Genomic DNA, 14,853 nt, shown 5'->3' with positions numbered 1-14,853 from the left:
GTGCGTACGAGACTCATGGGAACAGCCCCTCGGGCGGCCGGTCCCTACAGGCCGGGGATCCGGCCGTTGCGGAAGAGGTCGACGAAGATCTGGTGGTCGGCGCGGGCCCGGGCTCCGTAGGAGTGCGCGAAGTCCACCAGCAGCCCCGCGAAGCCGTCCTCGTCGGCCGCCAGGGCCGCGTCGATGGCCCGCTCTGTCGAGAACGGCACCAGGGAGTGGCCGCTCTCGTCGTCCGCCGCGGCGTGCATCGTGGCCGTCGCCCGGCCCAGGTCGGCGACGACCGCCGCGATCTCCTCCGGGTCGTCGATGTCCGACCAGTCCAGATCGACCGCGTACGGCGAGATCTCGGCGACCAGCTGGCCGGCGCCGTCCAGCTCGGTCCAGCCCAGCCACGGGTCGGCGTGGTCCTGCAGGGCCCGCTGCGAGATGACCGTGCGGTGGCCCTCGTGCTGGAAGTAGGAGCGGACCGCGGGGTCGGTGACGTGCCGGGAGACGGCCGGGGTCTGGGCCTGCTTCATGTAGATCACCACATCGTTCTCCAGGGCGTCGCTGTTGCCCTCGAGCAGGATGTTGTACGACGGCAGGCCGGCCGAGCCGATGCCGATGCCGCGCCGGCCCACCACGTCCTTGACCCGGTAGGAGTCCGGACGGGCCAGGCTCGACTCCGGCAGCGTCTCCAGATAGCCGTCGAAGGCGGCGAGGACCTTGTAGCGGGTCGCCGCGTCCAGCTCGACGCTGCCGCCGCCCGCCGCGAAGCGCCGTTCGAAGTCGCGGATCTCGGTCATCGAGTCCAGCAGCGCGAACCGGGTCAGCGCGCGGGCGTCGCGCAGCGCGTCCAGCAGCGGGCCGTCGGCGGTGTCCAGCGTGAAGGGCGGCACCGCGTCCTTGTCGGCCCTCTTGGCCCCGGAGGCCAGCGCGTGGATGCGCTCGCGGTAGGCGGCGGCGTAGGTGCGCACCAGGTCGGTGATCTGCTCGTCGCTGAGCGCCTTGGCGTAGCCGATCAGCGCGACCGAGGCGGCGAACCGCTTGAGGTCCCAGGTGAAGGGGCCGACGTAGGCCTCGTCGAAGTCGTTGACGTTGAAGATCAGCCGGCCGGTGGCGTCCATATAGGTGCCGAAGTTCTCGGCGTGCAGATCGCCGTGGATCCACACCCGGCCGGTCCGCTCGTCCAGATAGGGGCCGCTGTCCTTGCCGCCGTCCTGGGCGGCCTGCGCCTCCAGGTCCCGGTAGAACAGGCACGCAGTGCCCCGGTAGAAGGCGAACGCGGAGGCGGCCATCTTCCGGAATTTCACGCGGAAGGCCGCGGGGTCGGCGGCGAGCAGCTCTCCGAAGGCGGTGTCGAAGACGGCGAGGATCTCCTCGCCGCGCTGCGCGGCGTCCTGCGCCGGGGCGTGCTGGGACGGCATCGCTGGGTGCCTCCTGAGGTGCGGAGTGGTACGAGAGTCATGGCGGACCCGCGTCACGGAGGGTGGCGCGGATCTGTCACGGACAACGGGCGGGAAGGTGTTCGAGTGCCCGCCGACAACGGGTGAGGGTACGCCTGGGGCGACCGCGATTGTCGGTGGGGAGTCGTAGACTTCGAGACCGTCGAATCCTCCCTCAGCTGATGCCGGGAGGTGCCCCCGTCCTCAACCGTTTCCCGGAGGTCCTCCGCCGTGGCAGCCCCGTCCAGGCCCCCGTTCACACACCTGCACGTCCACACCCAGTACTCGCTGCTGGACGGCGCGGCGCGGCTGTCGGACATGTTCAAGGCGGCCAACGAGATGGGCATGACGCACATCGCGATGTCCGACCACGGCAACCTCCACGGCGCGTACGACTTCTTCCACTCGGCGCAGAAGGCCGGGGTGACGCCGATCATCGGCATCGAGGCGTATGTCGCCCCCGAGTCGCGGCGCAACAAGCGCAAGATCCAGTGGGGCCAGCCGCACCAGAAGCGCGACGACGTCTCGGGTTCGGGTGGTTACACCCACAAGACGATCTGGGCGGCGAACAAGACCGGTCTGCACAACCTCTTCCGGCTCTCCTCGGACGCGTATGCGGAGGGCTGGCTGCAGAAGTGGCCGCGGATGGACAAGGAGACCATCGCCCAGTGGTCCGAGGGCCTGATCGCCTCCACCGGCTGCCCGTCGGGAGAGCTGCAGACCCGGCTGCGGCTGGGGCAGTACGACGAGGCCCGCAAGGCCGCGGGCGAGTATCAGGACATCTTCGGCAAGGACCGGTACTTCCTTGAGCTGATGGACCACGGCATCGAGATCGAGCGCCGGGTCCGCGACGACCTGTTGAAGATCGGCAAGGAGCTCGGCATCCCGCCGCTGGTCACCAACGACTCGCACTACACCTACGCCCATGAGTCCACGGCGCACGACGCGCTGCTGTGCATCCAGACCGGCAAGAACCTCTCCGACCCGGACCGCTTCCGCTTCGACGGCACGGGCTACTACCTGAAGTCCACGGAGGAGATGTACGCCATCGACTCCTCGGACGCCTGGCAGGAGGGCTGCCGCAACACGCTGCTGGTGGCCGAGCAGGTCGACACCACCGGCATGTTCGAGAAGCGCGACCTCATGCCGAAGTTCGAGATCCCGGACGGCTTTACCGAGGTCACCTGGTTCCAGGAGGAGGTCCGGGCCGGCATGGAGCGCCGCTATCCGGGCGGCGTCCCCGAGGACCGGCAGAAGCAGGCCGAGTACGAGATGGACATCATCATCCAGATGGGGTTCCCGGGGTACTTCCTGGTCGTCGCCGACTTCATCATGTGGGCCAAGAACAACGGCATCGCCGTGGGACCGGGCCGTGGCTCCGCGGCCGGCTCGATCGTCGCGTACGCCATGGGCATCACCGACCTCGACCCGATCACGCACGGCCTGATCTTCGAGCGGTTCCTCAACCCCGAGCGCGTCTCCATGCCCGACGTCGACATCGACTTCGACGAGCGCAGGCGCGTCGAAGTGATCAGGTACGTGACCGAGAAGTACGGCGCCGACAAGGTGGCCATGATCGGCACCTACGGCAAGATCAAGGCCAAGAACGCGATCAAGGACTCCGCGCGCGTGCTCGGCTACCCGTACGCGATGGGCGACCGCCTCACCAAGGCGATGCCCGCCGACGTCCTCGGCAAGGGCATCGACCTCTCCGGCATCACCGACCCCAAGCACCCGCGCTACAGCGAGGCGGGCGAGATCCGGGGGATGTACGAGAACGAGCCGGACGTCAAGAAGGTCATCGACACCGCCAAGGGCGTCGAGGGCCTGGTCCGGCAGATGGGCGTGCACGCCGCCGGCGTCATCATGTCCAGCGAGCCGATCGTCGACCACGCCCCGCTGTGGACCCGGCACACCGACGGCGTCACGATCACGCAGTGGGACTACCCGCAGTGCGAGTCGCTCGGCCTGCTGAAGATGGACTTCCTGGGCCTGCGCAACCTGACGATCATGGACGACGCCGTCAAGATGGTGAAGTCCAACAAGGGCATCGACCTGGAGATGCTCTCGCTCCCGCTGGACGACCCCAAGACCTTCGAACTGCTCTGCCGCGGTGACACCCTCGGCGTCTTCCAGTTCGACGGCGGCCCCATGCGCTCGCTCCTGCGCCAGATGCAGCCCGACAACTTCGAGGACATTTCCGCCGTCTCGGCCCTGTACCGGCCGGGCCCGATGGGCATGAACTCGCACACGAACTACGCGGAGCGCAAGAACGGCCGCCAGGAGATCACGCCGATCCATCCGGAGCTCGAAGAGCCCCTGAAGGAGACGCTGGGCCTCACCTACGGCCTCATCGTGTACCAGGAGCAGGTGCAGAAGGCCGCCCAGATCATCGCCGGGTACTCGCTCGGCGAGGCCGACATCCTGCGCCGCGTGATGGGCAAGAAGAAGCCCGAGGAACTGGCGAAGAACTTCGTCCTGTTCCAGGAGGGCGCGAAGAAGAACGGCTTCTCCGACGCGGCGATCCAGGCCCTGTGGGACGTCCTGGTCCCGTTCGCCGGCTACGCGTTCAACAAGGCGCACTCCTCCGCGTACGGCCTGGTCACCTACTGGACCGCGTACCTGAAGGCGAACTATCCGGCCGAGTACATGGCCGCGCTGCTCACCTCGGTCAAGGACGACAAGGACAAGTCGGCCGTCTATCTGAACGAGTGCCGGCGCATGAAGATCAAGGTGCTGCCGCCGGATGTGAACGAGTCGGTGCACAACTTCGCCGCCCAGGGCGACGACGTGATCCTCTTCGGCCTGGAGGCGGTCCGCAACGTCGGGTCGAACGTGGTCGAGTCGATCGTCCGGGCCCGCAAGACGAAGGGGAAGTTCTCCTCCTTCCCCGACTACCTCGACAAGGTCGACGCGGTGGTCTGCAACAAGCGCACCACCGAATCGCTGATCAAGGCCGGCGCGTTCGACGAGATGGGCCACACCCGCAAGGGCCTGATGGCGCACTACGAATCGATGATCGACAACGTCGTCCAGGTCAAGCGCAAGGAGGCCGAGGGGCAGTTCGACCTCTTCGGCGGCATGGGCGACTCCACCGACGGCTCTTCCGACGGTCCCGGCTTCGGCCTGGACGTGGAGTTCTCGGACGTGGAGTGGGACAAGACCTACCTCCTCGCCCAGGAGCGCGAGATGCTCGGTCTCTACGTCTCCGACCACCCGCTCTTCGGCCTGGAGCACGTGCTGTCCGACAAGGCCGACGCCGCCATCGCCCAGCTCACCGGCGGCGACTACTCCGACGGCTCCATCGTCACCATCGGCGGCATCATCTCCGGCCTGCAGCGCAAGATGACCAAGCAGGGCAACGCCTGGGCGATCGCCACCGTCGAGGACCTGGCCGGCTCCATCGACTGCATGTTCTTCCCCGCGACCTACCAGCTGGTGTCCACCCAACTCGTCGAGGACACCGTGGTGTTCGTCAAGGGACGGCTCGACAAACGCGAGGACATCCCGCGGCTGGTCGCCATGGAGATGATGGTCCCCGACCTGTCGGAGGCGGGCACCAACGCCCCCGTGACGATCACCATCCCTACGGTCAAGGTGACCCCGCCGATGGTCGAGAAGCTCGGCGAGGTGCTCAGCAGTCACCGCGGCTCCACGGAGGTGCGGATCAAGCTGCAAGGGGCGCGCAAGACCACGGTGCTGCGACTGGACCGGCACCGCGTCACGCCGGACCCGTCGCTCTTCGGTGACCTCAAGGTCCTGCTCGGTCCGTCCTGCCTGGCGGGCTGACCCCGCGGCGGGCCGAGCCTCCGCGCTGCCCCGAGGGGCGCGTCCGCAGTGGACGCGCCCCTCAACTCATCTGCGGCATAGGTCAGTTGTGGCCGAAGCGCCGCTCGCGGTTCTTGCGGGCCAGGTCTCCGGGCGTGGCCGAGGTGGACTTCGACTGGGCCTCCATGGCCGACTGCTGGGCTTGCTGCTGGCCGCGCTCGGCCGCGGATGCCGACTTCTGCTGCTGACCGCGGTTCTGCTTCTTGTCCTTGGCCATGACCATTGCCTCCTGAGGGGGAATCTGGGATCGGGGCCGGGACCAGACTTACATGCCGGACAGAAGCCTGCATTTCGGGCAATTACCCTGTGTAAAAGACGCGATCACGCGCTGTACCCAAGATCCCCGCCGAATCCGCCACGCCGATGATCGAGTTCGGGCTGATAACCCCCGTACGGTCGGGCAGACTCGAGGGAAAGCCGAAGGAAGACTCGTGCCACGTGCCGAGCCGGGGGGCGACCGGACTTTCAGCACCTCAGGGAAGAGGGTGGAACGTGGATCGCTGCGTCGTGCTGGTGGACGCCGGGTATTTGCTCGGCGCCGCCGCGAGTCTGCTCGCCGGAGAGCCCGTCCGTTCACGGATCACCGTCGATCACGCCGCCCTCATCCAGGGCCTGCGCCAGCGCGCCGAGGCGGACACCGAGCGCCCGCTGCTGCGGATCTACTGGTTCGACGGCGCCCCCGACCGGGTCCCGCAACCCGAGCACCGCAGGCTGCGCGTGATGTCCCGGGTCACCGTCCGGCTGGGCGCCCTGACCCGCAGCGACGGCCGCTGGGCGCAGAAGGGCGTGGACGCCGCCATGCACGCCGAGCTGACCGAGCTGGCCCGCAACCGCGCCTGCTCCGACATCGTCCTGGTCACCGGCGACGGCGATCTGCTGCCCGGCCTGATGTCGGCGAAGGAGCACGGGGTCGCCGTCCACCTGTGGGCCGTCCAGGCCGCCGACGGCGACTACAACCAGTCCGAGGACCTGGTCGCCGAGGCCGACGAGCGGCGGGTGCTGGACCGCACCTGGATCACCCGCGCCGTGCGCGCCAAGGAACTCGGCGGGCCCTCCGGACCGCCGCCCGTCCCCCGCCCCGAGATCGCCGCGATCCTCTCCGCGCCGCTGCCCGAGTCCGCGGTCGCGGCCGCCGCGGCCGCCGCGTGCCCGGAGACCGCCGACCGCACGCACGAGCACAACGGGGCCAACGGGGCGGCGCGGCCCGCGCCCGGCACCGACGCCGCCCCGCAGGCCGACGACGAGCCGGACACCGCCGCCGGGCGGGGCGGCGTCCCCACCCCCAAGGACCTGGCCGGGCTCGGCCGGGACCGCGCCGCCGGCCAGCAGTCCCCGCCCGCCGCCGGCGCCACCCTGCGCTGGTCGTCCGACAAGGGCTGGGTCGAGCGCGGCGGCCCGGTCGGCGAACCCTCCGAGACCGCCGGCCTGCCCACCCTCGCCCAGCTCACCAGCGCCGAGCAGCGCTGGGCCGACCGCGAGGAGGACATCACCGCCGTCAGCGGCGACCCCTTCGAGGTCGGCCAGGTCTTCGCCCGCCGCTGGACCGACCGGCTCTCCGACACGGCGCATCTGCAGCAGCTGTCGACGGAGTACCCCCGCATCCCGCACCGCATCGACGGCGAACTGCTGCGCTACGCCGCCCGGTTCGGGCTGCTCGCCCACAAGGACGACCAGATCGACGAGCACGACCGCTACGCCATCCGGGCCGGATTCTGGCGCGAGGTCGATCTGCGCACCGCCGCCGAGCACGCCCCGGCCGGTGACTGACCGCCCCCGCCCGCCGCTTCCCGGCTCGCCCCCGGAGCCCCGCGGGCCGGTGGCGGGCCGGGGACGCGTACCCTCGTAGCTCGTGAGGACGGGCGCAAAACAGGCGGAGCGCGGCGGGCCGGTGTGCGCCGTGCGGGACCTGGTCAAGACGTACCCCGCGGTGCGTGGGCGCCGCGGGGCGGCACAGGCGCCCGCCGTACGGGCCAACGACGGCATCACCCTGGACGTACGCCGCGGCGAGATCTTCGGGCTGCTGGGCCCCAACGGCGCCGGCAAGTCCACCCTGGTCCGCCAGCTGACCGGACTGCTGCGCCCGGACTCCGGCAGCATCGCCGTACTGGGCCACGACCTGGTGCGCCACCCGGAGCGGGCCGCCCGGCTGCTCGGCTACCTGGGGCAGGAGTCCACCGCCCTGGACGAGATGACGGTCGCCCTCGCCGTGGAGACCACCGGCCGGCTGCGCGGCCTCGGGGCGCGCGAGGCGCGCGCCGAGCGGGACGCGGTGACCGACGAGCTGGGCCTGGCGGACATCGCCGGCCGGGCGCTGAAGAAGCTCTCCGGCGGTCAGCGCCGGCTGGCCTGCGTCGCCACCGCGCTGATCGGTGAGCGGCCGCTACTGGTGCTGGACGAGCCGACCACCGGCATGGACCCGGTGGCGCGGCGCGCCGTATGGGCCGCGGTCGACCGGCGCCGGGCCGAGCGGGGCGTCACGGTGGTGCTGGTGACCCACAACGTCCTGGAGGCCGAGAGCGTGCTCGACCGGGTCGCGGTGATCGACCGGGGCCGGGTGATCGCCTGCGACACGCCCGGCGGACTGAAGGACATGGTCAGCGACGAGGTACGGCTGGAGCTGGTCTGGCGCGACCGCCCGCCGCTGGACGTCCCCGAGGTCGCCGCCCTCGAAGCCGGCGCCCGGGTCTCCGGCCGCCGCTGGACCCTCCGCCTTCCCGCCGACCGGGCCCGCTCCGCGGTGGCCGCGGTCACCGCCGGTCCCGCCTTCGCGGCCCTCGACGACTTCACCCTCGCCACGCCGAGCCTGGAGGACGTGTATCTGGCGCTGGGCGGGCGCGGCGAGGGGCTGGTCAAGGCGTGAGCGGGTGGCGTGAGACGCGGGGGCGCTGCGGACGTATCAAGTGCTGCGAGGGCAGCGAGGAAGGCCGGGTGGCAGCGTGAGTGTGGTTCCCGCGCAGGCGGTGGCCGGGGCGGTAGCGGGCGGTGGGGCGTGGTCCGAGGACGGGGCCGCCCCGCTGGCCCCGCGCGCCCGCCTGCTGCCCGCGCTCGGCGCCGTCTACCGCGCCCAGCTCTCCCGGGCCCGGGTCGCACGGATTCCGCTGCTGTTCGTCGCGACCTTCCAGTCCATCGGGATCATGGTCCTGCTGCGCGGGGTGGTCGACGACGGCGAGGCGGCGCGGTCGGTGGTCTCCGGCTCCAGCGTGCTGGTCGTCGCCTTCGTGGCGCTCAACCTGCTCGCCCAGTACTTCGGCCAGCTACGGGCCGGCGGCGGGCTCGACCACTACGCGACGCTGCCGGTCCCGCCCGCCGCCGTGGTGCTCGGCGCGGCCGGCGCCTATGCCTCCTTCACCGTCCCGGGGACGATCGTCACCGCCGTCACCGGCTGTGTGCTCTTCCAGCTGCCGATGGCCAACCTCTGGGTGCTGGCCGCCGTTCTCCCGCTCGCCGGAGCCGCGCTGGCCGGCCTCGGCGCGGCCCTCGGCCTGCTCGCCCCGCGCCCCGAACTCGCCACGCTCTGCGGCCAGTTGGGCATGTCTGCGGCGCTGCTGCTGGGGGTGCTGCCGGCCGAGCGGATGCCCGAGGCGATCGGCTGGGCCCGCGATCTGCTGCCCTCGACCTACGGTGTGGAGGCGCTGGCCCGCAGCTTCGACGCGCACCCCGACTGGGTGGCGGTCGCCGCCGACCTGGGCGTCTGCGCGGCCGTCGGCGTGCTCTCGCTGGCTATCGCGACCTGGGCGTACCGCAGGGCGGCGGCCCGATGACCGGTGCCGGCGCCCCGAACGGGCGTCCTGCTGCCGGGCCCTACGGCCCCACCTGGCACGATGACGGGGTGACCGCACCGCTGACGCCATCCGACAACCAACCGCCCGAAGAGCCGCAGTACCCCCGGGCCGCGCCCGCGGCCCCGGCCGGCCATGACGGCCCGGTCAACCCCGAGCTGCCGCGCGAGCTGCGCGAGGGCGCGGTGATCGCGATCCTGGTCGCGGTGAGCGGCGTGCTGCTCGGCGTGCTGTGGAACTGGCTCGCGCCGCACGTCCCGCTGATCGCGGACGCCCGCAACGTCTATCTGAAGAACACCGAGGGCGAGGAGGCGATCGGCGCGGACGGCACCTTCGTGCTGCTCTCGCTCGGCTTCGGTGTGCTCACCGCGGCCGTGGTCTTCCTCTTCCGCCGGCGCGGCGGCATCCCGCTGGTCGTGGCGCTGGTCCTGGGCGGGCTGCTGGGCGCGGCGGTGGGCTGGGTGACCGGCATGTGGCTGGGCCCCACCCCGGACGTGGTCGCGCACGCCAAGCAGGTCGGTCCCGGTGTGGCCTTCGAGGGCCCGCTGCGGCTGCAGTCGAAGGGCGCGCTGCTGGCCTGGCCGCTCGCCGCCATGCTGACGCAGCTGGCGCTGACCGGGCTCTTCGGTCCCCGCGACCCGGAGCCGCCGGCGCCGGACTGGTCCGAAAGCCACGACTTCCACGGGCCGCACGATCACCAGGCACCGGACGACCGGCAGGCACCGCACGGCCACCACGGGCAGCAGCCGCCGACCGCGACCTGACCGGCGCGCGGCGGTACCAGCGGCGGCCGGGCCCACCGGCCGCCCCGCAGGTCCTCAGCCGCGCGCGATCGGTGCCACCCGGGCCCCGGTCAGCGCCACCAGGTCCGCCGGCGCCAGCTCGACCTCCAGCCCCCGGCGCCCCGCCGAGACGCACACCGTCGGGCGGCCCTCGGCCGAGGCGTCCACGACCGTGCGCAGCCGCTTGCGCTGCCCCAGCGGCGAGATCCCCCCGAGGACATAGCCCGTGCTGCGCTCGGCCGCCGCAGGATCGGCCATCGTGGCCCGTTTGCCGCCCACCGCGGCCGCCAGCGCCTTGAGGTCCAAGGACCCCGACACCGGCACCACGGCGACCGTCAGGGTGCCGTCGACATCGACCAGCAGCGTCTTGAACACCTGGTCGGCGGGGACGCCGAGGGCCTCGGCGGCCTCCTCGCCGTACGAGGCAGCGGCCGGATCGTGCTCGTAGGCGTGCACCGTGAACGGGACGCCGGACGCGGTGAGCGCCACCGTCGCGGGCGTCCCACCGGATTTCCTGGACTTCTTCGCCAACGTCTTCAGGCCTCGCGTCAGTTCGGGCTGGTCGGCTGCCTGGTCAGATCCACGGCCGGCAGCGACGGGAGCTTACCGAGCAGCGCCGACTCCTGACGAAGGAGTTTCAGCTCCTGCCCCAGCCGGGTGGCGGTGTCGGGCGCCTCCAGCAGCAGCTGCTTGGCGGGGACGTCCAGCACGGCCGCCGCCGCGACGAGGTACGACAGCACCGACGGATCGGCCGGCAGGTCCTGCCCGCTCGACAGCGTCCGCTCGTTCGCCCAGGCCAGCCGCTTCTGATACGTCCTGAAGGCCCGTACGACCCCGGAGGCGAGCGCGCCCGCGCCCTCCCCCTGGCTCTCTTCCAGCTCCTCCAGCTCGCCGGTCAGATACGGCCCGGAGGCGTCCACCGACAGCAGCCGGAAGCGGGTGGTGCCGGTGGCCAGGACCTCGTAGCCGGTGTCGTCGGCGGAGGACTTCTCCCGGATGGTCGCCGCGTCCGCGACGCAGCCCACCGAGTGGAACGCCTGCATCGGGTCGTCCCCGAAGCCCGCCGCGGGGCCGCCCTCCGAGGGCAGCGTGGCGTCCGGCATGCCCTGGGCGGTGGGCGCCACCTCCCGGCCGTCCCGGATCGCGATCACCGCGAAGCGGCGGTCGTCCTCGGGCACCGCGCTCAGATCGCGCATCATCGCCCGGTACCGCGCCTCGAACACGTTCAGCGGGAGCACGAGTCCCGGGAACAGCACCGAGTTCAACGGGAAGAGGGGGAGGCGCAGGGAGGTCACAGCCCGTAAGCCTAGACGCTGCGCTTGGCTTGCATTCCACGTGGTGGGGCTGTCGTCTTTCGGCTTTCCCGCCGTGGGGGTTTTCGCCGGTCGCCTGGCGGCGGGCCCCTCCGCTGCGCTTGGCTGGCTTCCCACGTTGTCGGCTGCGGCGCCGTGCTGGTTTCGCGCCGTTGCGCCTGCGGCGGGCGGTTGTTTGTCGGGTGCGGTGACAGCCCTACGGACTCCGTCCTACGGTCTGTCCCCTCCCGTGGGTGGGTGGGAAGACAGGCCGGTGGGGGCACACCTGATCTGTCCACTACCGGCACACGAACGCCGACGTTCAGGCCCACCGGTCTCCTTCCCCCCTCCCACGGGAGGGGGCGGACCGCAGGACGGAGTCCGGAGGGGCGCACCCGCTGCCGGAAACGCCCCGCGCAGCGGCAACCAGCCCGCCGCAGGCGCAACGGCGGGAAAGCCAGACAAGTCGGCCGCAGCAAAGCGCAGCGGAGGCGCCGCAGGCGAAAAAGCGAAACCCCCACGGCGGGAAAGCCGAAAACGTGGGACTAGGCCCGCCGCAGTAGGCGAGACGCCCCGGCCGCCACCGTAGTAGCCAGGACCCAGCCGGCGAGGATCAGTACGGCCGCCGCCCACTGGGCGGTGCCGCCCGGTTTCCAGGCGGCGCCCTGGTTGAGGTCGATCACCGGAAGCAGCAGGTCGAGGGCGTAGAGGTAGGGGTTCCAGGGGGGTGCCTCGCCCGGTTTGAGGGGCGGTGGCGGGGACGTCGAGAAGTAGACCGTGCCGATCGCCCACAGGATGGCCATCCAGACCGCGGCCCGCCCGGGGCGGTAGCCGTAGGCCACCGTCCAGTCCTGCAGAAAGCCCCAGGCCTTCGCCGCCAGCGGCAGCGTCTCGCGGCGCCGCCGCTGCTTGGCCAGCAGCACCTCCCGGGCGTCGGAGTCCTCACCGCTGCGGCGCAGCGAGGTGGCGAGCATCTCGTACGGCTCGGGCGCGTACTCGGGGGTCGCCGCGGCCACCCACTGCAGCCGCTGCGAGAGCGGGAAGTGGCCGCGCGGGATCAGCGTCTCGTAGGCGAAGCCGGCCATCCACAGTCCGCCCAGCCCCGGCCAGCTCGCCGACTTGTCGACGAGGTTGACGACCCGGGCGCCGGAGAGGATGACCCGTCCGCGCTGCGGCCGTTCACCGAGGAAGCGCAGCTCGGGGGTCTGGATGCGGCGCAGCGAGAGTTCCTGGTCGGACTCCATGATGAAGCGGGCGTGCTCGAAGTCCACGGCGTCGCCGAACCGGCCGTCGTCCAGCCGCATCCCGCCCTCGCACTCGAAGCGCTGCATACGGGTGCCCCGCGAGGGGGTGTGCGCGATGCCGTACGGGGGAGTGGCGCTGCTGGAGAAGGGGGAGTTGGCCAGGCCCGCGGCGGTCAGATAGAGGGTGCGCTCGACGGTGAGCTGGGGGGCGTTCAGCGCCCGGCGGCCGAAGGGGTTGCTCAGATGGCTGCCGCGCAGGCTCAGCGAGACGCCGATGGTGGCGCCGCGCAGCGACAGCTCGCCGTAGGACTCCAGCATCTCGGCCTGGAGGTCCTGGGTGACGGTCAGCCCGTCCGCCATGATCGACCGGCCCTGGCGGTCCTTGTGGACGACCGTCTGGTTGAGCATCAGGTCGGTGCCGATGTGCGCGTCGGTGAGGCGGATGCCGGACTGGACGACGCAGCGGGGCAGGTGGAGGTCGCCCTCGGTGTGCAGCCGGGCCGCCTCCAGCCGGGGTATCGCGCAGTTCACCAGCCGCAGCGTGGTGAACCGGCTCTCCGGCAGCACCACCTCGGCCTCGAAGCGGCAGTCCCGCAGCTCCACGAATGGCTCGATCGTGCCGCCCGCAACGTCGAGAGTGTCCGTGATGTACGCCCCGGTGAGCTTGAGCGCCGACACCCGGCCCGGCTGCGCGGGCGGCCCGTCGAGCAGCAGCAGCGCCACGACCCGGGCCCGCACCCGGCGCTCGGGACCCCACAGATGCTGTCCGTGCGGATCGTCGCGCACCGGGTCGCCGATGTGCAGATCGCAGGTGCTGCCGTTGCGGAAGGCCTGCCACATGCTCCATTCCGCCGACGTCAGTCGCAGGTCGGCGGGCGCATCGCCGTCCCTGGGCTCGGTCACTGTGTCCCCCTTGCCATCCCGTGGTGTGTCGCGACCTGTTCGGACGCACTTCGCGCGTGGTCTGCGCGCGGCACCGCACACGTCCCGCAGGTCTCCCCGTGCGCCGCTACGTGGCCCTTGCCCGCCCCGTGACTGCTTGAACACGCGTGGTCAGGGCCAACTCCGGTCAACTTCACGGGGCCGGGTCACCAGGCGTCCGGGCCGTGCGTCGCTGTGTATCACTGAGTGATACGGCGGCTCGGGCCAGGGAGCGGGTCTGAGACACTGGGGAGGTGATCTCCCGAATCGATCTGCGCGGTGACGCCCTCCCCGAGGGTGGCGCCCTGCGCGACCTGCTGCCCCGTGCCGAGTTCGACGTGGAAGCCGCCCTGGAGAAGGTGCGGCCCATCTGCGAGGACGTACGCCATCGCGGCACCGCGGCGCTGATCGAGTACGCGCGGCGGTTCGACGGTGTCGAGATCGAGCGGGTACGGGTTCCCGCCGAGGCCCTCAAGGCCGCCCTGGAGGAGCTGGATCCGGCCGTCCGCGCCGCCCTGGAGGAGTCCATCCGGCGCGCCCGGATCGTCCACCGCGAGCAGCGCCGCAGCGACGTCACCACCAAGGTCGTCCCCGGCGGCACGGTCACCGAGCGCTGGGTCCCCGTCGAGCGGGTGGGGCTGTACGTACCGGGCGGCCGCTCGGTCTACCCCTCGTCCGTCGTGATGAACGTGGTCCCCGCGCAGGAGGCCGGCGTCGAGTCCCTGGCCGTGACCTCGCCCCCGCAGGCGGACTTCGGCGGCCTGCCGCACCCGACGATCCTGGCGACCTGCGCACTGCTCGGCGTGGACGAGGTCTACGCCGCCGGCGGCGCCCAGGCCATCGCGATGTTCGCCTACGGCACCGACGAGTGCCCGCCCGCCAACCTCGTCACCGGCCCCGGCAACATCTACGTCGCCGCGGCCAAGCGCCTGCTCAAGGGCCGGATCGGCATCGACTCCGAGGCCGGGCCCACCGAGATCGCGATCCTCGCGGACGACACCGCCGACCCGGCGCACGTCGCCGCCGACCTGATCAGCCAGGCCGAGCACGACCCGATGGCCGCCGCCGTCCTGGTCACCGACTCCGTCGCGCTGGCGGAGAAGACCGAGCAGGAGCTCGCACCGCAGATCGCGGCGACCCGGCACGTCGAGGACCGGATCGCCCCGGCCCTGGCCGGCCGGCAGTCCGCCATCGTCCTGGTCGACGGCATCGACGAGGGCCTGCGGATCGTCGACGCGTACGGCGCCGAGCACCTGGAGGTCCAGACCGCCGACGCCGCCGCCGTGGCGGCCCGGGTCCGCAACGCCGGCGCGATCTTCGTCGGCCCGTACGCCCCGGTCTCGCTCGGCGACTACTGCGCCGGCTCCAACCACGTCCTTCCCACCGGCGGCTGCGCCTGCCACTCCTCGGGGCTCTCCGTGCAGTCCTTCCTGCGCGGCATCCATGTCGTGGACTACACCCGCGACGCACTGGCCGAGGTCGCCCACCACGTGGTGACCCTCGCCGAGGCCGAGGACCTCCCGGCCCACGGCGCGGCGATCAAGGCAAGGTTCGGCTGGAAGGTCCCCCAGAGCAAGTGAGCA

General features: G+C 71.7%; 11 protein-coding genes. 6 read left to right on the top strand and 5 right to left on the bottom strand.

The features are described 5' to 3' along the window. Nucleotides 1–44: 44 nt before the first annotated feature. Nucleotides 45–1,406: a DUF2252 domain-containing protein gene (locus tag ACZ5XZ_RS25200; protein ID WP_468981739.1), complete on the bottom strand. Its 1,362-nt coding sequence runs from the start codon at nt 1,404–1,406 to the stop codon at nt 45–47. A 249-nt stretch (nt 1,407–1,655) separates the two neighbouring features. On the opposite strand from ACZ5XZ_RS25200, the gene dnaE reads away from it, so the two are divergent. Further along, nucleotides 1,656–5,213 carry a DNA polymerase III subunit alpha gene (gene dnaE / locus ACZ5XZ_RS25195; RefSeq protein WP_468981736.1) on the top strand — a complete coding sequence of 1,186 codons (3,558 nt, stop codon included), beginning with the start codon at nt 1,656–1,658 and terminating at the stop codon, nt 5,211–5,213. 82 nt (nt 5,214–5,295) lie between these two features. Here the strand turns inward: dnaE and ACZ5XZ_RS25190 are convergent, their stop codons facing one another. Next, nucleotides 5,296–5,469, bottom strand: a complete 174-nt coding sequence (locus ACZ5XZ_RS25190) for a hypothetical protein (protein WP_468981734.1) — start codon at nt 5,467–5,469, stop codon at nt 5,296–5,298. A 275-nt stretch (nt 5,470–5,744) separates the two neighbouring features. Between ACZ5XZ_RS25190 and ACZ5XZ_RS25185 the strand changes: the two genes are divergently transcribed. The 4 genes from ACZ5XZ_RS25185 to ACZ5XZ_RS25170 all read left to right on the top strand — a co-directional run bounded on the left by ACZ5XZ_RS25185 (nt 5,745) and on the right by ACZ5XZ_RS25170 (nt 9,795). Next, entirely contained in the window at nt 5,745–7,019 is a 1,275-nt protein-coding gene (locus tag ACZ5XZ_RS25185) for an NYN domain-containing protein (protein ID WP_468981732.1), read from the top strand. Between the two features lie 82 nt (nt 7,020–7,101). Further along, nucleotides 7,102–8,112: an ABC transporter ATP-binding protein gene (locus ACZ5XZ_RS25180; RefSeq protein ID WP_384442060.1), complete on the top strand. Its 1,011-nt coding sequence runs from the start codon at nt 7,102–7,104 to the stop codon at nt 8,110–8,112. Nucleotides 8,113–8,188: 76 nt separating this feature from the next. After that, entirely contained in the window at nt 8,189–9,013 is an 825-nt protein-coding gene (locus tag ACZ5XZ_RS25175) for an ABC transporter permease (protein WP_468981729.1), read from the top strand. Nucleotides 9,014–9,081: 68 nt separating this feature from the next. After that, a complete protein-coding gene (locus ACZ5XZ_RS25170; protein ID WP_468981727.1) occupies nt 9,082–9,795 on the top strand; it encodes an ABC transporter permease in 714 nt (237 codons plus the stop codon). A 54-nt stretch (nt 9,796–9,849) separates the two neighbouring features. Here ACZ5XZ_RS25170 and ybaK read toward each other — a convergent pair whose 3' ends face one another. From ybaK to ACZ5XZ_RS25155, 3 genes are all read right to left on the bottom strand, one after another. Next, nucleotides 9,850–10,344, bottom strand: a complete 495-nt coding sequence (gene ybaK, locus ACZ5XZ_RS25165) for a Cys-tRNA(Pro) deacylase (protein WP_468981725.1) — start codon at nt 10,342–10,344, stop codon at nt 9,850–9,852. A 17-nt stretch (nt 10,345–10,361) separates the two neighbouring features. Next, nucleotides 10,362–11,108, bottom strand: a complete 747-nt coding sequence (locus ACZ5XZ_RS25160; protein WP_468981723.1) for an LON peptidase substrate-binding domain-containing protein — start codon at nt 11,106–11,108, stop codon at nt 10,362–10,364. A 542-nt stretch (nt 11,109–11,650) separates the two neighbouring features. Further along, nucleotides 11,651–13,252 (bottom strand): oxidoreductase, encoded by a 1,602-nt coding sequence (locus ACZ5XZ_RS25155; protein ID WP_468981722.1) that lies wholly within the window; start codon nt 13,250–13,252, stop codon nt 11,651–11,653. 272 nt (nt 13,253–13,524) lie between these two features. Between ACZ5XZ_RS25155 and hisD the strand changes: the two genes are divergently transcribed. Beyond that, nucleotides 13,525–14,850 (top strand): histidinol dehydrogenase, encoded by a 1,326-nt coding sequence (gene hisD, locus ACZ5XZ_RS25150; protein WP_468981719.1) that lies wholly within the window; start codon nt 13,525–13,527, stop codon nt 14,848–14,850. Nucleotides 14,851–14,853 lie beyond the last annotated feature (3 nt).

The organism is Streptomyces sp. NPDC033270 (genome assembly GCF_055576575.1).
The sequence above is the reverse complement of the archived record's forward strand: the minus strand, read 5'-3'. Positions and strand labels throughout refer to the sequence as shown.

Excerpts from the sequence above, each read along its gene's own strand:
- ACZ5XZ_RS25190 (WP_468981734.1), bottom strand. The coding sequence starts at position 5,469 with ATGGCCAAGGACAAGAAGCAGAACCGCGGTCAGCAGCAGAAGTCGGCA.
- ACZ5XZ_RS25200 (WP_468981739.1), bottom strand. The coding sequence starts at position 1,406 with ATGCCGTCCCAGCACGCCCCGGCGCAGGACGCCGCGCAGCGCGGCGAG.